At 66.7% G+C, this 19,109-nt stretch carries 16 protein-coding genes and 1 pseudogene; 11 read left to right on the forward strand and 6 right to left on the reverse strand.

Annotation, left to right across the window (positions count from 1 at the left end; all coding sequences use genetic code 11):
• Position 1: 1 nt before the first annotated feature.
• The 6 genes from K7G81_RS04275 to K7G81_RS04300 are packed head-to-tail and all read left to right on the forward strand — an operon-like array spanning position 2 to position 7,632.
• Entirely contained in the window at positions 2-484 is a 483-nt protein-coding gene (locus K7G81_RS04275) for a CopG family ribbon-helix-helix protein (RefSeq protein ID WP_223029541.1), read from the forward strand.
• Positions 481-1,302, forward strand: coding sequence for an urea amidolyase associated protein UAAP1 (locus tag K7G81_RS04280; RefSeq protein ID WP_223029542.1), 822 nt, complete (start codon positions 481-483; stop codon positions 1,300-1,302). Before K7G81_RS04275 ends, K7G81_RS04280 begins: the two co-directional genes overlap by 4 nt.
• Positions 1,299-1,937 carry an urea amidolyase associated protein UAAP2 gene (locus tag K7G81_RS04285; protein WP_223029543.1) on the forward strand — a complete coding sequence of 213 codons (639 nt, stop codon included), beginning with the start codon at positions 1,299-1,301 and terminating at the stop codon, positions 1,935-1,937. Before K7G81_RS04280 ends, K7G81_RS04285 begins: the two co-directional genes overlap by 4 nt.
• Positions 1,934-5,539 (forward strand): urea carboxylase, encoded by a 3,606-nt coding sequence (gene uca / locus K7G81_RS04290; RefSeq protein WP_223029544.1) that lies wholly within the window; start codon positions 1,934-1,936, stop codon positions 5,537-5,539. Before K7G81_RS04285 ends, uca begins: the two co-directional genes overlap by 4 nt.
• Entirely contained in the window at positions 5,536-7,281 is a 1,746-nt protein-coding gene (atzF, locus tag K7G81_RS04295) for an allophanate hydrolase (RefSeq protein WP_223029545.1), read from the forward strand. Before uca ends, atzF begins: the two co-directional genes overlap by 4 nt.
• A 33-nt stretch (positions 7,282-7,314) precedes the next feature.
• Positions 7,315-7,632: a 2Fe-2S iron-sulfur cluster-binding protein gene (locus K7G81_RS04300; protein WP_223029546.1), complete on the forward strand. Its 318-nt coding sequence runs from the start codon at positions 7,315-7,317 to the stop codon at positions 7,630-7,632.
• Between the two features lie 129 nt (positions 7,633-7,761).
• On the opposite strand, the gene K7G81_RS04305 is transcribed toward K7G81_RS04300, so the two are convergent.
• Positions 7,762-8,607, reverse strand: coding sequence for an oxidoreductase (locus K7G81_RS04305; protein WP_223029547.1), 846 nt, complete (start codon positions 8,605-8,607; stop codon positions 7,762-7,764).
• A gap of 49 nt (positions 8,608-8,656) precedes the next feature.
• Between K7G81_RS04305 and K7G81_RS04310 the strand changes: the two genes are divergently transcribed.
• From K7G81_RS04310 to K7G81_RS04320, 3 genes are all read left to right on the forward strand, one after another.
• Positions 8,657-9,259 (forward strand): TetR/AcrR family transcriptional regulator, encoded by a 603-nt coding sequence (locus K7G81_RS04310; protein ID WP_223029548.1) that lies wholly within the window; start codon positions 8,657-8,659, stop codon positions 9,257-9,259.
• Between the two features lie 542 nt (positions 9,260-9,801).
• Complete coding sequence (locus K7G81_RS04315) at positions 9,802-11,460, forward strand: flotillin family protein (protein WP_439649532.1); 1,659 nt, start codon at positions 9,802-9,804, stop codon at positions 11,458-11,460.
• 100 nt (positions 11,461-11,560) lie between these two features.
• Positions 11,561-12,208 (forward strand): OB-fold-containig protein, encoded by a 648-nt coding sequence (locus K7G81_RS04320; protein WP_223029550.1) that lies wholly within the window; start codon positions 11,561-11,563, stop codon positions 12,206-12,208.
• Here K7G81_RS04320 and K7G81_RS17970 read toward each other — a convergent pair.
• Both K7G81_RS17970 and K7G81_RS17975 read right to left on the reverse strand, forming a co-directional pair.
• Positions 12,205-12,711, reverse strand: a complete 507-nt coding sequence (locus K7G81_RS17970; protein ID WP_369412033.1) for an ROK family protein — start codon at positions 12,709-12,711, stop codon at positions 12,205-12,207. The two genes, K7G81_RS04320 and K7G81_RS17970, sit on opposite strands and share 4 nt — an antisense overlap.
• A pseudogene (locus tag K7G81_RS17975) lies at positions 12,638-13,159 on the reverse strand (ROK family protein); the annotation flags it as partial. The pseudogene K7G81_RS17975 and the gene K7G81_RS17970, both read right to left, overlap by 74 nt.
• Positions 13,160-13,420: 261 nt before the next feature.
• Here K7G81_RS17975 and K7G81_RS04330 point away from each other — a divergent pair.
• Positions 13,421-14,395 carry a polysaccharide deacetylase family protein gene (locus K7G81_RS04330; protein WP_223029551.1) on the forward strand — a complete coding sequence of 325 codons (975 nt, stop codon included), beginning with the start codon at positions 13,421-13,423 and terminating at the stop codon, positions 14,393-14,395.
• Positions 14,392-15,597: a carboxylate--amine ligase gene (locus tag K7G81_RS04335; protein WP_223029552.1), complete on the forward strand. Its 1,206-nt coding sequence runs from the start codon at positions 14,392-14,394 to the stop codon at positions 15,595-15,597. The genes K7G81_RS04330 and K7G81_RS04335 overlap by 4 nt, the downstream gene beginning before the upstream one ends.
• On the opposite strand, the gene K7G81_RS04340 is transcribed toward K7G81_RS04335, so the two are convergent.
• Genes K7G81_RS04340 through K7G81_RS04350 form a run of 3 tightly spaced genes read right to left on the reverse strand, consistent with a single transcriptional unit; the run spans position 15,594 to position 19,052 of the window.
• Positions 15,594-16,172, reverse strand: a complete 579-nt coding sequence (locus K7G81_RS04340; protein WP_223029553.1) for an arsenate reductase/protein-tyrosine-phosphatase family protein — start codon at positions 16,170-16,172, stop codon at positions 15,594-15,596. The genes K7G81_RS04335 and K7G81_RS04340 overlap by 4 nt on opposite strands.
• Positions 16,173-16,209: 37 nt before the next feature.
• Positions 16,210-17,907 carry a putative glycosyltransferase family protein gene (locus K7G81_RS04345; protein WP_223029554.1) on the reverse strand — a complete coding sequence of 566 codons (1,698 nt, stop codon included), beginning with the start codon at positions 17,905-17,907 and terminating at the stop codon, positions 16,210-16,212.
• Positions 17,883-19,052, reverse strand: a complete 1,170-nt coding sequence (locus K7G81_RS04350) for a glycosyltransferase family 2 protein (protein ID WP_255586607.1) — start codon at positions 19,050-19,052, stop codon at positions 17,883-17,885. Before K7G81_RS04350 ends, K7G81_RS04345 begins: the two co-directional genes overlap by 25 nt.
• Positions 19,053-19,109: the final 57 nt, after the last annotated feature.

Below are 19,109 nucleotides of genomic sequence, written 5' to 3' on the forward strand. Positions count from 1 at the left end.
CATGAAGGAAACACCGCCCGCCAGCCTGGCGCGGCTCAGCATGAGCCTGCCGGCCGAACTGTCCCGTCAGCTTGATGCCATGGTCGAGGAGCGCGGCCTGCCGTCGCGATCGCAATTGATTGCCGAGTTGATCCGCGATGAGCTCGCCGCACATGGCGCCGACGAGCATCCCGAAGACATGCTCGCGGGCACGATCACGCTGGTCTATCGCGGCGACATGGGGCGGGTCCGCCACCAACTGGCGCAGACCCAGGCCGAATATCTGAAAGAAGTGATCTCCTCGCAGCACGTCTTCCTCGAGGATGACCAGTCGCTCGAGGTGCTGCTGGTGCAGGGGCCGCCGGCGCGCTTGCGCAGCCTGTGCGATGCGATGCGCAAGGTTCGCGGCGTGCAGCAGCTTCGCTTGTTCACCACCACCGCGCTGCTGCCGCCGCTCCATGAACAGGAGCTTGGCGCGGCCGCGTTACGGAGCGAAACGGCATGAGCGCGGCGCTGGCCAATCCCAACGCCGCGCGGGATCATGCGCGGGCGATGGCGGGAACCGTCGTCGAGGCGATGCCGGTGTTGCCGCCGCGTGCCGACGACCTGCCGCAAGCCGTCGCGCCGGACGACCTGGTGTGGGAAGAGACAATCGCCGCCGGGGGCTATGCGTCCCGCGCGATCGCCCGTGGCACGCGGGTGCGCCTGATCGACCTGCAGGGCGACGCCTGCGCTTCGCTGTTGCTGTTCAATGCCAACATGCCGACCGAGCGCCTCAACGTCGCCGACACGCTGAAGGTGCAGTGGAACGCCTATCCGGGGCAGGGGAGCCTGTTGCTTTCCGACATGGGGCGGGTTCTCGCCAGCATCGAGCAGGACGAGGCGGGCACGCATGATGCCTTTTGCGGCGCCTCCACCGCGGCGTCCAACAGGAAACGCTACGGCGATGGCCGCAATTCGGGCGATTTCCCCAACGCGCGTGATCGCCTGCTGCTCGGCACCGCCAAGCACGGGCTCGGCCGCCGCGACGTTCATCCCTGCCTCAACCTGTTCAAGGGCGTGCGCATCGGCGCCGACGGCGCGATCGAGCCGCAGCTCGGCCCGTTCCCGCCCGGCCGCTCGCTGGTGTTGCGCGCGGAGATGGCGCTGATCGTGGTGATCGCCAATTGTCCGCATGTGCTTGACACCCGGTCGTGGAGCGTGACGCCGTTGCGAGCCACCGCATGGCGCGGGCCGATAACCGCCGAAACCGACCCGATCCGCAACGCGACGCCCGAGGGGCAGCGCGCCTTCCTCAACACCGAGGATCTCTACCGCCGATGACAACCGAAGATTCCTATCTCGCCGGGCTTTCCGGTGCCGTTGTCCATGATGAAGTGGTGCCAGCACGCGCGCCATGGATGCACCGCGTGAATGCCGGCGAAACGCTGCGCATCGTCGATCTCGGCGGCAATCAGTCGGTCGATTTCCTGCTCTACGCCGCCGATGACGACGCCGAACGCTACAGCGCGCAGGACACGATTGCCGCGCAAGCCAACATCTTCCTGCGCACCGGCAGCGTCCTGCTCTCGAACGAGGGGCGCCCGATGATGACGATCACCGATACCGCGGTCGATTATCACGATACGATCGGCGGCGCCTGTTCGTGCGAATCGAACACGCTGCGCTACGGCCATCACACCAAGTCGCACCATGCCTGTGTCGATAATTTCCTCGAGGCCAATCTGCGCGCCGGGCGCGGCAAGCGGGACATCGTCTCGAACATCAATTTCTTCATGAACGTGCCGGTGGAAGCCGATGGCGCTCTTGGCATCGTCGACGGCATTTCGGCGCCGGGCCTGACGGTCGACCTGCGCGCCGAGATGGACGTGACGGTCGTGGTGTCAAACTGCCCGCAGATGAACAACCCCTGCAATGGCTTCGATCCGACGCCGGTGCGGATGATCGTCGCGGCATGACATTCGGCACGGTCCTGGTCGCCAATCGGGGGGCGATCGCATGTCGGATCATCCGCACGCTGAAGCGGATGGGCATCCGCTCGGTCGCGGTGTTCTCCGACGCCGACGAGGCCTCGCGGCACGTCGCCGAAGCCGATGTGGCGGTGCGAATCGGGCCGGGGCCGGCGGCCGAGAGCTATCTCGACGTCCAGCGTATCCTCGCCGCCGCACGGGAAACCGGCGCGCAAGCGATCCACCCCGGCTACGGCTTCCTGTCGGAAAATGCCGAATTCGCCGAGGCGTGCGAAGCAGCTGGCATCGCCTTCATCGGGCCGACCCCGGCCAATATCCGCTCCTTCGGCCTGAAGCACAGCGCCCGCGCGCTCGCCGAGGCGCAAGGCGTGCCGCTGGCGCCCGGCACCGGCCTGCTCGCCGATCCCGAGGAGGCCATCGCTGCGGCGAAGCAGATCGGCTATCCGGTGATGCTCAAGGCGACCGCGGGCGGCGGCGGCATCGGCATGCGCGTATGCAACGATGCCCGCGCGGTGCGCGAGGGCTATGCCGCGGTAGCGCGGCTGGGCGCCGGCAATTTCGGTGATGCGGGGCTGTTCCTTGAACGCTTCGTGCCGCGCGCGCGCCACATCGAGGTGCAGATTTTCGGCGACGGCGCCGGCAAGGTGGTGGCGCTCGGCGAGCGTGATTGCTCGCTCCAGCGCCGCAACCAGAAGGTGATCGAGGAGGCGCCGGCGCCCAACCTGCCCGATCGCATCCGCGCCGAGCTGACCGATGCCGCGATCCGGCTCGGCGTCGCTGCCGGTTATCGCTCGGCCGGCACGGTTGAATTCCTCTATGATGCCGAACGTGAGGACTGGTTCTTCTTGGAGGTCAACACGCGGCTGCAGGTCGAGCATGGCGTCACCGAAGAAGTGACCGGCGTCGACCTGGTCGAGTGGATGGTGCGCGGCGGGGCGGGGGATTTTGCTTTCCTCGACGCGCCGGTGCCGCCGCCGAACGGCTGGTCGATCCAGGCGCGGCTTTATGCCGAAGACCCGATGCTCGATTTCCGCCCGGCATCGGGCATGCTGACCGACGTCGCCTTTCCCGCTGACGCGCGGGCCGAGACGTGGGTGGAAAGCGGCACGGCCGTCTCCCCCTTCTACGATCCGATGCTGGCGAAGCTGATCGTCCACGGATCGAGCCGCGAAACCGCGCTGGCGAAGATGCAGGCGGCGCTCGGGCAGACGCGCTTCGCCGGGATCGAGACCAACCTGCGCTGGCTGCGCGATGTCGCGCAGAGCGCCGATTTCCTGTCGGGCAAGGTATCGACGCGGCTGCTCGATTCGATCGCGCATCATCCGCGCAGCATCATCGTCCAGTCGGGCGGGGCGGCGACCAGCGTGCAGGATTATCCCGGCCGTATCGGCCTGTGGGACGTTGGCGTGCCGCCATCGGGTCCGATGGATGCGCGCGCCTTTCGCCTCGGCAACCAGTTGCTCGGCAATCCATCCGATGCCGCCGGGCTGGAAGTCACTGCGACCGGGCCCACCCTGGTGTTCAACCATGTGACCCGCATCTGCCTGACCGGTGCCGATTTCGGCGCGACGCTCGATGGACGCCCGGTGGAGCGCAACCAGCCGATCGCCGTTGCCGAAGGGCAGACGCTCAGCCTCGGCCGCGTCACCGGCGGCGGGATGCGCGGCTATATCCTGTTCGCCGGCGGGCTCGACGTGCCTAGCTATCTCGGCAGCGGCAGCACCTTCGATCTCGGTGAATTCGGCGGGCATGGCGGGCGGCGGCTGCGCGCGGGCGACACACTCCACCTCGCGCTTCATCCGCCGGCGGTGGTGCCGGGACGGCGCAGCGTCGACCAGCCGAGGCTCGGCCCGGACTGGACGGTGCGTGTGCTCTATGGCCCGCACGGCGCGCCCGATTTCTTCGCGCCGGAGGATATCGAGACGATCCTCTCCGCCGACTGGCGGGTGCATTACAACAGCAACCGCACCGGCGTCCGCCTGGTCGGCCCCAAGCCGCACTGGGCGCGCACCGACGGCGGCGAAGCGGGGCTCCACCCGTCGAACATTCACGACAACCCCTATGCGATCGGCGCGATCGATTTCACTGGCGACATGCCGATCATCCTCGGTCCCGACGGGCCGTCGCTGGGCGGCTTCGTCTGCCCGTTCGTGGTGATCGCGGCGGATTTGTGGAAGATCGGCCAGCTTGCCGCCGGCGACCGCATTCGCTTCGAACAGGTCGATCTTGCCGAGGCCGAGGCGGCGAGCATCGCCGAGAACGCATGGATCGAAGGTCGCGCGGTTGCCGCGGCACCGGCCAGGCGCGGGCCGTTCGGTGACGCCGACGCCATCCTGCAGGAATTGCCCGAGCAGGGCCGGCGCCCGCGCGTGCTTTACCGCCGGCAGGGCGACCGCAACCTGCTGGTCGAATATGGCCCGATCACGCTCGACCTCGAACTGCGCCTGCGCGTCCATGGCGCGACGTCCGCGCTCGCCGAACTGAACCTGCCTGGCATCATCGACATCGTGCCCGGCATCCGCTCGTTTCAGGTGCATTTCGATGGCGTGCGGCTGCGCGAGGCGGCGCTGCTCGATCGGTTGACGGCGATTGAGGAAGACCTGGGCGAGCTCGATGATTTCGTCATCCCGTCGCGAATCGTCCATCTGCCGCTGAGCTGGGACGATCCAGCCATCCACCAGACGGTTGATCGTTACATGGCGGTGGTGCGCGACGATGCGCCTTGGTGCCCGGACAATATCGAGTTCATCCGGCGGGTGAACGGGCTGGACAGCGCGGACGACGTCCGCCGCACCGTGTTCGACGCGAGCTATTTCGTCTACGGGCTTGGCGACGTCTATCTCGGCGCGCCGGTCGCCACGCCGATCGATCCGCGCCATCGGCTCGTCACGACCAAATACAACCCGGCGCGCACCTGGACGCCGCCCAACGTCGTCGGGATCGGCGGCGCCTATATGTGCATCTACGGCATGGAAGGGCCGGGCGGATACCAGTTGTTCGGCCGTACCATCCAGGTGTGGAACACCTATCGGCAGACCGAGGCCTTCGCCGACGGCAAGCCCTGGCTGCTGCGCTTCTTCGACCAGGTTCGCTTCTTCCCGGTCAGTCACGGCGAGTTGAACGAGTGGCGCCGCGACTTCCCGCTCGGCCGGCGGACGATCGAAATCGAGGAAACCGAGTTCAGGCTTGCCGATTACCGGGCGTTCCTGGAAGAAAACGCCGCGTCGATCGCCGCGTTCGAGGCGCGCCGCAACGCTGCCTTCGCTGCCGAGCGCGAGGAATGGGCGCGCCGCGGCGAATTCGATCGCGTCGCCAGCCTGATCGAGGAAGCGGATGACGACGCCGCCGACGCGGTCGCGCTGCCCGATGGCGCGGAGCTGATCGAGGCGCCGTTCGGCGGCAGTATCTGGAAGCTGATGAAGGCGCCCGGCGATGAAGTCACCGCCGGTGAGACGATCGCGGTGATCGAGGCGATGAAGACCGAGCTTCCGGTCACCAGCCCGGCCGCCGGCACGATCGCGGAGATTTTCGTCGCGGAACGGCAGACCGTGTCGCCCGGTGCGGCGATGCTGGCGCTGGTGCGCGCGTGATCGCGCTCGATCGCCTGTCGGCGGAAGCGATCGCTGGCGACGTGCTTGCCGGCCGCCGCAGCGCCGTTGCGGTGATCGAGGAAGTGCTCGATCGCCTCGCGGCCTATGATGCGCTCCAGCCCGCCGTGTGGATCTCTCGCTTCGATGCCGATGCGTTGCGCGCCATGGCGGCGCGTGTCGACAAGCGCATCGCAGCGGGCGAGACGCTGCTGCTGGCCGGCGTGCCCTTCGCGGTGAAGGACAATATCGACGTCGCCGGCCTCGACACCACCGCCGGATGCCCCGCTTTCGCTTACGCGCCGCCCGCATCGGCGACGGTCGTCGAGCGGCTGGTCGCGGCCGGCGCGATCCCGGTCGGCAAGACCAATCTCGATCAGTTCGCCACCGGGCTCAACGGCACCCGCAGCCCCTATGGCATCCCGCGCAACGCCTATAATCGCGCCTGGATCAGCGGCGGATCGAGCTCGGGCTCGGCGGTCGCGGTCGCCGCCGGCCTCGTCGCTTTCGCCCTCGGCACCGATACGGCGGGATCGGGGCGCGTGCCCGCCGCCTTCAACCATCTTATCGGGCTCAAACCGTCGCGCGGCCGGTGGAGCTCGCACGGACTCGTCCCGGCGTGCCGGACGCTCGATTGCATCACCGTGTTCGCCGGCACCGCGAGCGACGCCGGGCTGGTCGATTCGGTCGTGGCGGGCTTCGACTGGCAAGACACGCTCTCGCGTGATCTGGCCGACATGCCGCGTGCCGCGCGGCGGATCGGCGTCCCGCGCGCCGACCAGCGCCAGTGGTTCGGCGATATCGAGTCCGGCGCCCTCTACGATCGCGCGCTTGCCCGGCTCGATGCCGAGCTGGTCGAGATCGACCTGGCCCCGCTCAGCGAAGCCGCGCGCCTGCTCTATGACGGCCCCTGGGTCGCCGAGCGCACCGCCGCTTTGCAAACCATCCTCGACGATCACCCCGAGGCAGTTCACTCCACTGTGCGCGCCATCGTCGAGGCGGGGCGCGACTATAGCGCCGTGGATGCCTTCAATGGCCAGTATCGTCTTGCCGAGCTGGCCCGCGCCGCCGAGGCGATGTGGCGCGAGATCGACCTGCTGCTGCTGCCCACCGCGCCGACCAGCTATCGCGTTGCCGAGATGCTCGCCTCGCCGATCGCGCTCAACGCCCATCTCGGCGCCTACACCAATTTCGTGAACCTGCTCGACATGGCGGCGATCGCGGTGCCCGCCGGGGCCTATGCCAGCGGCGTCGGCTTCGGCGTTACGCTGATCGGTCCCGCAGGCACCGATCGCGCGCTGCTCGACGCGGCAACAGCGCTGTTTCCCGTGCCGGCACCCCCGGCGCTCGACATGGAGGGACGAATGGAAACCGTGAAGCTGGCCGTGGTCGGCGCGCACCTCAAGGACATGCCGCTGCACTGGCAGCTCACCTCGCGCGACGCGGCCTTCGTCGGCGAGGCGATGACCGCGCCGACCTATCGCCTCTACGCGATGGAGAGCACGCCGCCCAAGCCGGCGCTGGTCCACGCCGACGATGGCGCATCGATCCCGATCGAAATTTACGAGCTCGACATGGCGGCGTTCGGCAGCTTCGTCGCCGAAGTGCCGCCGCCACTCGCCATCGGCACGGTGACGCTGGCCGACGGCAGCATGGTCAAGGGCTTCGTTGCCGAGCCGCGCGCGACCGAGGGCGCCGAAGACATCACCGCGCTGGGTGGCTGGCGCGCCTATGTGGCCCGTTGAAGCGGCCGACCTTCATCAAAGGGGAAAATGAGAGTGGCGATCCTGCATGTGACGACGCGCGAAGGCGAGCAAAAGGACGTTTCGGGCGAAGAAGGCCTGTCGGTGATGGAAGTCCTACGCGACAACGGCGTCGACGATGCCTTTGCCTTGTGCGGCGGCTGCTGCTCCTGCGCGACCTGCCATATCTATGTGCAGGAAGATCGTCTCGCGGCCTTGCCGCCGATGAGTGAGGACGAGAATGACCTGCTCGACAGTTCCAGCCATCGGCAGGCGAATTCGCGGCTTTCCTGCCAGATTCCCTGGTCTGCCAGCTTCGACGGCTTGGCCGTGACCGTCGCCCCCGAAGACTGAAAGGCGGTTTGTGGCTGCGTGGCGAGCATGTCGTAGCGGTTTCCATTACCCTGTGAGGGATGAAGGCATGCGCGCCTTGCGGTCACCGGCGCTGTCGATTTTTTCGTGCGCCGCCTCGCGTGTTGCGGGTCAGGACGCGAACCCGGTCGATCGCGACAGCGGCTCCCAGGCTGCCATTTCCGACTTCATGCCATCCAGCTTCTGTTCGACGAGACCCAGCGCGTCCTCGCCCAGCAACAGCCGCGCCGGCGGGTTGGGGGCATCGACGAGCGCCAGCAGCGCCCTGGCAGCCTTCGCCGGATCGCCCGGTTGACGGCCGCTCTTGGCCTGCCGCGCGGCGCGGATCGGGTCCATCACCGCATCATAATCCGCAATGCTGCGTGCGGTGCGATCCATCGATCGTCCTGCCCAATCGGTGCGGAATTGGCCCGGCGCGAGCGTGGTCACGCGGATGCCGAACCCCGCAACCTCCTTGCCGAGTGCTTCGGAAATGCCTTCGAGAGCGAACTTGCTGCCGCAATAGAAGCTGATCCCCGGCATGGTGATGAAGCCGCCCATCGAGGTGACGTTGACGATATGGCCGCGCCGCCGCTCGCGCATGCCCGGCAGCACCGCCTTCACCATCGCGACCGGGCCGAACACGTTGGCGGCAAACTGGCGCTGGAGATCGTCCATCGAGGATTCCTCCAGCACGCCCTCATGGCCGTAGCCGGCATTGTTGACCAGCACGTCGATCGGCCCCGCCATGTGCTCGGCCTCGCGCACCGCACTGGGGATTGCCTCGAAATCCGTCACGTCGAGCTTGAGCGGATTCGCACGATCGGCTGCCAGCGCCGCGAAAGTGGTCGCGTCGGCATCGCGCCGCACGGTCCCGATCACCCGGTGGCCTGCCTCCAGCGCGCCGGCGGCAAAAGCGCGCCCGAGACCCGAGCTGACGCCGGTGATGAGGAAGGTTTTGGGGTTGGTGACAGCCATAGTGTATCTCCGGAGTATCAACGTAACTATATCGTGATATAGATATCCGATGACCATCAACAAGAGTTCCGCGTCGTCCCCCGGAATCCGAGGCGAGAAACTGCGCCAGCACGTGCTGGATGCTGCCGAGCGATTGCTTCGCGACGGCAATGCCGCGTTTTCGATGCGCGATCTCGCCGCCGAAGCGGGAGTCAGTTTCGCGACGCCCTTCAACCAGTTCGGCAGCAAGGCGGAGATCATGCGCGCGCTCTCCGGGCGGCGCATCGACACCATGATCGAACGGTTTGGCGAGGCGCCGCGGCTGGCGGCGGCTGCCGATCGCGTGCTGCTTGCCATCGATGTCGGCGCCGGCGTGATGATCGAGGAGCCCGCGGTGAATCGAACGGTGATGGGCTGGATCGGAACACAGAGCGCGCCCGCCGGACATGTTCTGTCGCATTCGACGGCCCTGTGGGCCGCGGCGATCGGGGCGGGCGAGGGCCTGATCGAAGCGCGGCGCGATCAGGCGTTGCGCGTGTTACCGCGGCAGCTCGCATTTGGCTTTCGCGGAGTGCTTTCCTTCTGGACGGCGGGCGAGCTTTCCGACGAAGCACTCGCCGCCGATGCGCACGAAGTGGCGCGCGCGCTGTTGGCCGGCTTTGTGGAAGCTTAGCCGATCGGGGCGCAACGGTACGGAAAGGGGCTGAGATGCGGACCGATCGCGCCCTCGCTAGCGGAATCGCGCTTTCTGCAATCGACTCGCAAAAATCCGGTTTTGCTAGGCAGCATTCGTTGATTCGGCTATCAATTTCCCAACAGGCGAGGCCAAGTCGAGCGGCGGCAATCATGCTCTCCGCAAACGCCTTGTTCGAGGAGATATCATGATGTTCGCCCGTTCGGCAAAAAGGCGAAGTCACTGATCATCCGACGGGGTGACGGGGCTTAGCTGCTCTTGTTATCCGCGCTATTCGCTCGACCTGTCCGGTCGCGGATCAACTTTCATCATCGCTATGCTGTCATGGGTCTGTCTTTGGCTCGTGGAAAATACTGCGCGCGTCGTGGTGCAGCGGCTGGCGTGTGTCGGAACGTCATTTCTGTTGAGCTGCGCGGCAAAGCACGGCTGAGCTGGGATGAAATCCAAATAATGCGGGGCATGGTGCCGTCCGCGGCATCCCAAAAAGGAGAAAGACAATGGGTGGCCTTTTCAATGGCCTGATGGGCATCGGCGTAATCGCCGTCGGCTTCGTTATCCTGCTGATCGCGTTCGGCATTATGCTGGCGCGGCTGTACCATCGCGCGAGCAAGGAAATCGCCTTCGTGCGCACCGGCATCGGCGGGGAGAAGGTCGTGATGAACGGCGGCGCGCTGGTGTTGCCGATCTTCCACGAGACGATGTCGGTGAACATGAACACCGTGCGCCTGGCCGTGGAGCGCAAGAACAACGATGCGCTGATCACGCTCGACCGGTTGCGGATCGACGTGAAGGCGGAGTTCTATGTCCGGGTTCGTCCCGATGCGGGGGCCATTGCCATGGCCGCGCAGACGCTCGGCGCGCGTACGATGCACCCCGAGGCGCTGAAGGATCTGGTCGAAGGCAAGTTCGTCGACGCGCTGCGATCGGTCGCAGCGGGCATGTCGATGAACCAGCTTCACGAGCAGCGCGCCGACTTCGTGCAGAAGGTGCAGCAGGTGTCATCGTCGGATCTGGCGATGAACGGTCTTGAACTGGAGTCGGTCTCGCTGACCGGCCTCGACCAGACTTCGATCGAGCATTTCAACGCGAACAACGCGTTCGATGCCGAAGGCCTGACCAAGCTGACCGAGCAGATCGAGCTGCGCAAGAAGACCCGCAACGACATCGAGCAGGAAACACGCGTCCAGATCGAGACCAAGAACCTGGAAGCCGAGCGGCAGTCGCTCGAGATCCAGCGGGACAATGAGTTCGCCCGTCTGGAGCAGGAGCGCGAGGTGGAGATGCGCCGGGCCGAGCAGGCGGCGGAAGTCGCCCGCGAGCAGGCGTTGCGCGGCCGCGAGGCGGAGGAAGCCCGCATCCAGGCCAAGCAGTTGGTCGATGCCAAGCAGATCGAGGCTGACCGCGCCGTCCAGGAAGCCCGGATCGCGCAGCAGCAGGCGGTCGAACTGGCAAGGCAGGAGCAGCAGATCGCGATCCAGAACAAGAGCCGTGAAGAAAGCCAGGCCAAGGCGGAAGCCGACGCGGCACGCGCCAAGGCGGTGGCCGCCGAGGAGCAGGTCTCGACCAGCCGCGATACGGAAATCGCCGAACGCGCGAAGAGGATTGAGCTGATCGAAGCCGCCAAGGAAGCCGAGCGTCAAGCGATCGCCATCAAGGTCGAGGCCGAGGCCGAAAAGGAAGCTGCATCCAACCGCGCCGAAGCCGCGAGGCTCGAAGCGGAAGGCGAGGCCGAGGCCGAGAAGCTGCGCGCCGACGCCGCGCGGGTTCGCATGGAAGTCGAGGCGGCCGGCCAGCGCGCGATCAACGAAGCGGCGAACATCCTGTCTTCGGATCAGGTGTCGCTGCAGATGAAGATGGCGTTGCTGCAGGTTCTGCCCGAGGTCGTCCGCGAAAGCGTGCGGCCGATGGAAGCGATCGATTCGATCAAGATCGTGCAGGTCGACGGCCTGACCCAGAAGGGTGGCGGCACGGTCGGCGCGCAGGCAACCGGCAGCGGATCGGGCAACCTCGCCAATGATGCGGTGAGCGCTGCTCTGGCCTATCGCGCGCAGGCGCCGTTGATCGACGGGCTGATGAACGAGCTCGGCCTGAATGGTGCCTCGCTCGAAGCGCTGGTGGGCGACCGCGTGCCGGCGTCAGCACCGGCCGAGCAAGAGGAGACGGTGGCTGCCGCCGACTGAGGGGAGGGCGGGGGTTGTATCGGAACATCGATACAACCCCCAACCGACGAACCGGACAATGCCGGGGCGAAGTCGATCGTAGCTCGCTCCAAGCAAGGGAATGACGAAGATGCTGGACCTGTTGACTCATGCGGGAAACCTGCCGTTCGCGGTGGCGCTTGCGGTCGTCATGCTGCTGGCCCTGCTGCAGTTCGTCGGTCTGGCCGACATACTGGGCGCGCATCTGCATCTCGATGCCGACGTTCACGCGGATGGCGATCTGGCTGTCGATGCCGGGCTGTTGTCGCTGTTCGGCGTTGGCCGCGTGCCGTTCATGATGTGGCTGATGATCTTGCTGGTGCTGTTTGCCGTGATTGGCCTGACTGGCCAGGAACTCCTGGCGGCGTTCGCCGGCGTGCGGTGGCCGGCGTGGGCGGCGGCGCTGGGCTCTGCGGCGCTGACGCTACCCGCCACCGGTGCGCTCTGCCGTCCGCTGAGCCGCGTGCTGCCGCATGACGAGACGACCGCGATCGACGTGCAGGCGCTGACCGGTCGCGAGGCGGAAATCGTCATCGGCACCGCCGCGCCGGGCAATCCCGCACGCGGCAGGGTGATCGACCGTTTCGGCCAGACGCATTACGTCATGCTGGAGCCCGACGGCGCGGATCAACATTTCGTGCAGGGTGAAAGGGTGTTGCTCATTCGGTGCGAGAGTGGCCTTTTCAAGGCGATCGCGCGGGGCGACCATTATCTGCCGAAACTGGGTTAGCGGCGGTTGGAAGGGTGTTGGTCCGCGAGGAGGAGCGCGCCAAGCGGGCCGGCGTCGCTGCTCAGCGCGGCGGGCACGATCGTGCGGGCGACAGCGTGGCGGTCCATGCCGGGAAGATAGCCCGCGAGCTTTGCCACGGTGCCGGCCCGGATCTTGTCGAACAGGTGCGGCTGACCGACTCCGACACCGCCGCCGATCACGATCCGCTCGCACGACAGGGTAAGCAGCAGATTGGCCATGGCCTCGGCCAGAGCGTCGGCGACCGGCGCCCAGACCGGATCGTTCGGCGAGAGCGTTTCCGCAGGCGCTCCCGCTCGGGCAGCGATCGCGGGGCCGGAGGCGAGGCCCTCCAGACAATCGCCATGGAAAGGGGCAGACCCCGGCGAATGTGTCCCCGATCGATCGCCGGATGCGGATATGGCCGGCTTCTGGATGCATCCGTCCGGAGATCGGCCGGCCATTGGCGATGATTCCCATGCCGATGCCCGTGCCGACTGTGACATAGACGAAATCGTCGAGCCCTTCGGCGGCGCCCCAGCGCCCTTCGGCCAAGGCGGCGGCGGTCACGTCGGTATGCACCGTCGTGGGGACGGGCATGGCCTTCAGCAGCGGACCGAGCACATCGGCGCCCGACCAGCCCGGCTTGGGGTTCGGCAACATCACGCCTCGATTGCCATGACGTGCGTCGAGCGCGATCGGGCCGAAGCTGGCAATGCCCATCGCATCCGGCCGGTATTGCTCACGCCACGTCCGCAGTCGGGCCGCGACGGCATCGAGCGTCGTTCCGGGCGCTGCTGTCGGTACGACGAGGCGATCGACTATCTGGCGATCATGACCAACGACCGCGATCGTCTTGGTGCCGCCGAGTTCGACGCCAACCGTCAGCCGCACCTGTCGCGCCGGCCCGCTCCCGTCTTGCGACACGACGGACCGGGGCATTTCTTTGTTCATAAGCAACCCCTGGTTGGCGCCGCCGCTAAGTCGGCAGGCACAGGTGCGATTGAGTGACGGATTTTATGACGACATATGTAGAGTTATTAGTCAAGTGGTTGAAGCCGGAGTAAGTATCGAATCGGCCGATGACCGATCGCCTCGCTTTGGTGCGCATCGGGGCGCCGATGGTCTGCCCCGGTGAGACGAACTGTGCAGCTTGCGCCGCAGCGACGGTTTCCGATCAACTGATTGTCAACCCGGCGGCGCTAGATCGGCTGCATGTCTACCGCCGTGCTCATCACCGTCGATACCGAATTGTCCGCGGGGCGGCAGGGGCGCGGCTGGAGCGTGGGCGACAATTTTCGCAGCTCGTTTCTCGGCCGGTGCGGCCAAGGCGATTTCGGCGTTCCCTGGTTGCTCGACCGGCTCGACGCCGCCGGAGCGCGCGGTGTGTTCTTCGTCGATCCGATGCCGGCGCTGGTGCATGGCGACGCGTTGATTGCCGACATGGTAGGCCCGATCGTCGATCGCGGGCACGAGGTGCAGCTTCATATCCACACCGAGTGGCTGGAATGGGCGCGCCATTCGCCGGTCGGTGAGCGCCGCGGGCGCAATATCGGCGATTTTTCGCTGGAGGACCAGGTTGTCCTGATCGGCTATGCCCGCGACGTGCTGATGCGCGCGGGCGCACCGGCGCCGATCGCCTTCCGGGCGGGAAATTACGGCGCCGATGATCGCACCATCGCCGCGCTCGATCGGCTCGGCATCGCCTGGGATACGAGCTTCAATGCCGGCTATCTGGGCGGAGACTGCACGATCACCGCGCTGCCCTCTTTGGTCACGCCGCAGCAGCGCGGTAGCGTCGGCCTGGTTCCCGTGTCGGGCATCTTCGATCGCCCCGGTCATTTCCGGCCGGCGCAGGTCTGCGCGATGTCGGCGCGCGAGATGCGCGCCGCGCTCGACCATGCCGCGCGCAACGCACATCCCTGTTTCACGATCGTCACGCACAGTTTCGAGATGCTGTCGCGCGACCGATCGCGGCCCAACCGCGCGGTGATGGCCCGCTTCGAGGCGCTGTGCCGTCATATCGCGGCCCAGCCGGCGCTTCGGGCCGAAGGGTTCCGCGATCTGCCGCCCATGCTTCCCGAACAGCCGCTTGGGTTGGCCCGCCACAGTTATGCGCGCACGGCAGCGCGCGTCGTGGCGCAGGTGCTGGCGACGTGGCGCTACGAGCGCAGCTTGCGCCCGGCATGAGCAGCCTGCCCCCGGCGATCGTGCTCGGCGTCGATTCGCCGATCGGCTTGACGGTGATGCGCGAGCTTGGCGAGCAGGGCGTGCCGGTTCACGCCATCGGCTCGCGCCGGTCGATCGGGCGCGCGTCGCGTTATTGCCGCGGGTTTACCGAGCGGCCGGCCGGCCCGATCGGCGACTGGCTGCCTGACGTGATTGCGGAAACACAGGCCCGCGCGCTGCTGGCGGTTTCGGAAAACGACCTTTTGCAACTCGCGGTATTGCCTGCCGAGATCGATGGGTGCGCGATCCTGACGCCGCGCGCGGCGCCGCTGGGCATCGTGCTCGACAAGGCCGAGACGCTGCGCCGCGCCGCCGCGATCGGCATCGATACGCCGCCGACCTGGCAGCCCATGCCCGAGGACGATCTCGCGGCGCGGGCGCGATCGCTGGCCTATCCGGTGGTCGCCAAATGGGCCGATCCCCCGGCCGTCACATCGTTGCTCGATCAGGCCGGGCTCGATTTCATCAAGGCGGAATTCCTGCACGATGCCGACGCGCTGCTGGCGATGATGCGCCGTTACCGGGCGCTCGGACAATGGCCACTGGTCCAATCCTATTGTCCCGGCGTCGGCATCGGCCAGATGATCTTCATGGACCGCGGCGAAGCGGTGCTGCGCTTCCAGCATCGTCGCTTGCGCGAATGGCCGCCCGAGGGCGGGACGTCGACCTTTTGCGCGGCCGAGCCGCTCGATCGGCACGCCGACCAGATGGAGCGGTCGATCGCGCTGCTGCAGTCGATCGGCTGGCAGGGGCCCGCGATGGTCGAATATCGCCATGACGAACGAACCGGCGCTTATTGGCTGATGGAGGTCAACGGGCGCTTCTGGGGGAGCCTGCCGCTGGCGTGGCATTGTGGTGCCCGCTTCGCGTGGGAGGCTTATCGCCGCGCGGTGCTCGGCGACGATCAGCCCGCGCCGGCGCCGCGAGCGGGCCTGCGCGCGCGCTACATGGTGCCCGATACGCGCCGGCTGGCGCGCGTGCTGTTTGGGCGAGCGGCGATCGTCGATCCGATGTTCGCGGTGACGCCATGGCGTGACCTGCTCGGCTATGTCGGCGGCATGCTCGATCCGCGCACGTGTTATTATGTGGCGACGCTCCGCGATCCGGGGCCGCTGTGCCGCGATGCGCTGTCCATTGCCCGCAAGGCGTTGCGCCGCCGCTAGAGCTTCGCGCCGGGAAAGGCCTGTTCGAGCGCCGTCACCGCGGTGCCGATCACTTCGAAGCAGGTCCGCATATAGGCGTCGCTCAACGAATAGGGGTCATGGAGGTGCGGGCGCTGTGGTGTCGCCCACAGCCCGAGCAACGAACGCGGCAGCGCTGCCAGTGCCGGGTTGGCCGCGATCCGATCGAGTTGCCGGACCTCCATCGCAAGCAGCAAGTCGCCCGCACGCGGCGTATAATCCTGCCACCTCGTCGCGCCGTGCGGCCGGAGATCGATTCCCAGTCCGTCGGCGGCCGCGATCGCGGGCGGGGGCGGGCTGGCGCCAGTAGTCGCCGACAGGCCGAACGAGCAACTGGCCAGTCCAAGCCGGTGCGCCAACACCTCGGCAAAGGCGCTTCGGCAGATGTTGCCTTGGCAGACGAACACCATCCGGCGAACCGCCGCCGTTTCCGGCCGCACGATTTGGGCGGTGCCGACGGCGGTTTGAGCGTGTGCCAGCAACAGCCGAACCAAGCCGCGGCTCGTGCCGAAGCGGCGGGCGATGCTGCTCGGGCGGAGATACGGCGCGTCGGACATGTCCCGTTCGATGGAGTTATCGCTTGCGTTCATTTCGTTAAAGCCGCTGGTGGACCGGTTCGAGGTCGCGAATATCGCGTCTGCGTGTCTGAAAGGGGGCTGACCGCGCCAGCGCGACGAGGATCAGGCCGAGCAGCATCGCCGCGCTGATCGCCAGCCCGGCCCGTTCCTGCGGCAATGGCTGCCAGGAGAAATCGAGCAGGGATGGCCCTGCCGGCAGCTGGGCGCGGACCAGACCGGTCGCGGGATCGGCATCGATCGCGACGGGGTGTCCGTCGATCGTGAGGCGCCACGCCGGGAAATAATAGAGCGGCAACCTATATCGGCCCGGCTTCGACGCGATAGTGCGCCACGCAATACCCGACGAGGTGCGACCGGGCTTCGCGCACGATAGCCGGCCGTTGACGCAATCCGATCCGCGCTCGGCCAGCGTGCGGCTCATGACGTGGTGCGGCGTCCAACGGGTGCGATATTCGTCCAGCCCATTATAGGTCGGCAACGATCTTTCGGAGAGATCGGGGCGCTTGCCCTCGGCGATCGTCGCTTTGGCAAGCGTGAGAACTGCCATCGCGACGCCAGCCAGCGCGAGGAGCCAGAGGATGCGACGCGACCATCGCTGGTTGCCGCTCGGCGCGAGCACCAGTAATGGCAGCAGCGGCGTCAGGATCGTCAGGAAACGGTGCGGGAACTGGACGTCGCGCAACGGGCTGTCGATCAGCCAGAGCGGATAGGAAAGCTCGATGCTGAGGACAATCGCGGCGCCGGCGATCAGGCTGATCGGCAAGCGGAGGGGCAGCAGCTTGTCGTCATGCTCCCGCCAGATCAGCCAGGCGCCAAGCACGGCGGCGGCGATCATGACGAGCGAGATCGGCCATTGAAACGCGGCCCAGCGCATCCCGAACCGCCATGCCGTCACTATGGGCAGCGAAAAGGCGTCGAAAGGGGTGTAGCTCGTTCGCCAGACCGCCGAATCGATCATCGATTGCGAGGTGAAGGCGGGAAACAGATAGACCGCCGACAAGGCGAGGCCGCCGGCGATCGTGACGACCGGCGCGGCGAGCCGACGCCAGTCCAGCGGCGAACGGCGGTTTCCGGTCAGGCTGCACAGCACCAGCGGCGCCGTGACGATCACCGCCATCAGCCCGGTTACCGTGTGCGTCATCACCGTGAGCGCCAGCGCCGCGATCGCCGGGATATTGATCAGCATATCGCGCGCCCGCGGCCGCAGGATTGCCCAGCAATAGCCGGCAAGCGGCGTGATCGCGCAAGCCCAGGGATAGCCGTTGAATTCCAGGTGAAGCATCACCAGCATCGGCGAAAGGCACGCCAGCACGGGCGCCAGCAGCGCGCGCGGGCCCGGAACGTAGAGCGCGATCAGCCGGAAACTGAAATAACCGAGCAGCGCGCTTGCCGCGATCTCGACGATCTGCATCGCTGCCCAGACATTGCCGACAACCTGACTGACCAGCCCGGTGAACACATAATAGAGCGGGGCATAATAAAGCAGGCCCGGCTCGCCCAATCCGGCTTGCGCCTGCATCGCCCAGCGCGGCCAAAGGTCGCCGGCCGCCATCGCCGCCGCATATTCGCGGGCGTAATCGTAATGCACCCCGAAATCGAGATTGACGAAGACATGACCCGTCAGATGCGCGATCTGGACCAGCAGCCCGCATGCCGCGCCGATCAGCAGCGCGAGCGCGCCGCCCTGCCTCACCGGCTGCGCCACGTGAGCCATTTGGTTGCCACGTAATTCCATACCGAGCCGACGGCGATGCCCAGCAGGCCGGCCAGCCACCACCTTTCCCCGTGCTGGCCGTAGAGCACCGTACCGATGCCGACATTGGCGATCGCGCCGAACGAGCAGACCAGCATGAAGGAGATCAGGCCTTTCACCCAGCGCAGCCCGATCAGGCGGCGATCGCGATAGGTGAGGATGTTGTTGAGCGTATAGTTGAACAGCATCGCCATGCCGACCGCGACGATCTCGGCATAAGCGAAGCCGACGCCGGCGATCTTGTGCGCAAGGCCCAGCACTGCCAGCTGTACCACCGCGCCAGCCGCGCCGATCGCGCCGAACAGGATCAGCTTGGGCGGAATCCAGCGCCCGATCATCTTTTCCAGCAGCAGTTCGAAATATTCGAGCACCACCGCCGTATCGAGCTTGCTCTCGCCCGAGGTGCGCGTCCGGAACCGATACGGAATTTCGACGGCATCCAGCCGGCGCGGCGCGGAAGCGACAATATCGAGCAGCAGCTTGTAACCGACGGTGGAAAGCCTCGGTACGATCTCCAGCAGCACATCACGCCGGATCGCGAAAAAACCGCTCATCGGGTCGCTGATCGGGGTCTTCATGATCGGCGCGGCGAGGCGTGTGGCGAAGCGGCTGATCGACACGCGGCCGCGATCCCAATCGCCGACCGAGCCGCCATCGGCATAGCGCGTGCCGATCGCCATTTCGTGCCCCTCTTCCAGGATCGCCTCGAGCATGCGCGGCAGGATCGTTTCATCGTGCTGCAGATCGCCGTCGATCACCGCGACGACGCGCGCCACCGAGGCGCACATCCCTTCGATCACCGCGGAAGACAGGCCGCGCCGGCCATAGCGGCGAACCAGCCGAACGCGGCGATCATAGCGCGCGATCGCCTCGATCTCGGCGGCGGTATCGTCGGTCGAGCCATCGTCGACGAAGACGATCTCATGCTGCAACCCCGCCAGCGTGATATTGAGCCGATCGAGCATCGGGCGCACGTTGCCCCGTTCGTTGAGAACCGGAATGACCACCGCGAGTTCAAGCGCGCGCCGCGTGGCGCGCCGGTCTTCGGGCCCGAATTCGGCAGCATAGCCACGCGCCGGTACAACCGGCTGCACTAACGTCATCATGTCCCCGCTCGGCGCTATTCCCAGGTTCGGCGCGGGTGACGGTAATGATTGTTCGCT

This window comes from Hephaestia mangrovi, from assembly GCF_019880555.1.
Taxonomy (GTDB): Bacteria; Pseudomonadota; Alphaproteobacteria; order Sphingomonadales; family Sphingomonadaceae; genus Sphingomonas; species Sphingomonas mangrovi.

What these genes read in the sequence shown, in the direction of transcription:
- K7G81_RS04275 (WP_223029541.1), top strand. Translation starts at nt 2, where the DNA reads ATGAAGGAAACACCGCCCGCCAGCCTGGCGCGGCTCAGCATGAGCCTG.
- K7G81_RS04280 (WP_223029542.1), top strand. Translation starts at nt 481, where the DNA reads ATGAGCGCGGCGCTGGCCAATCCCAACGCCGCGCGGGATCATGCGCGG.
- K7G81_RS04285 (WP_223029543.1), top strand. Translation starts at nt 1,299, where the DNA reads ATGACAACCGAAGATTCCTATCTCGCCGGGCTTTCCGGTGCCGTTGTC.
- uca (WP_223029544.1), top strand. Translation starts at nt 1,934, where the DNA reads ATGACATTCGGCACGGTCCTGGTCGCCAATCGGGGGGCGATCGCATGT.
- K7G81_RS04305 (WP_223029547.1), bottom strand. Translation starts at nt 8,607, where the DNA reads ATGGCTGTCACCAACCCCAAAACCTTCCTCATCACCGGCGTCAGCTCG.
- K7G81_RS04310 (WP_223029548.1), top strand. Translation starts at nt 8,657, where the DNA reads ATGACCATCAACAAGAGTTCCGCGTCGTCCCCCGGAATCCGAGGCGAG.
- K7G81_RS04315 (WP_439649532.1), top strand. Translation starts at nt 9,802, where the DNA reads ATGGGCATCGGCGTAATCGCCGTCGGCTTCGTTATCCTGCTGATCGCG.
- K7G81_RS04320 (WP_223029550.1), top strand. Translation starts at nt 11,561, where the DNA reads ATGACGAAGATGCTGGACCTGTTGACTCATGCGGGAAACCTGCCGTTC.
- K7G81_RS17970 (WP_369412033.1), bottom strand. Translation starts at nt 12,711, where the DNA reads ATGTCACAGTCGGCACGGGCATCGGCATGGGAATCATCGCCAATGGCC.
- K7G81_RS04330 (WP_223029551.1), top strand. Translation starts at nt 13,421, where the DNA reads ATGTCTACCGCCGTGCTCATCACCGTCGATACCGAATTGTCCGCGGGG.
- K7G81_RS04335 (WP_223029552.1), top strand. Translation starts at nt 14,392, where the DNA reads ATGAGCAGCCTGCCCCCGGCGATCGTGCTCGGCGTCGATTCGCCGATC.
- K7G81_RS04340 (WP_223029553.1), bottom strand. Translation starts at nt 16,172, where the DNA reads ATGTCCGACGCGCCGTATCTCCGCCCGAGCAGCATCGCCCGCCGCTTC.
- K7G81_RS04345 (WP_223029554.1), bottom strand. Translation starts at nt 17,907, where the DNA reads ATGGCTCACGTGGCGCAGCCGGTGAGGCAGGGCGGCGCGCTCGCGCTG.
- K7G81_RS04350 (WP_255586607.1), bottom strand. Translation starts at nt 19,052, where the DNA reads ATGATGACGTTAGTGCAGCCGGTTGTACCGGCGCGTGGCTATGCTGCC.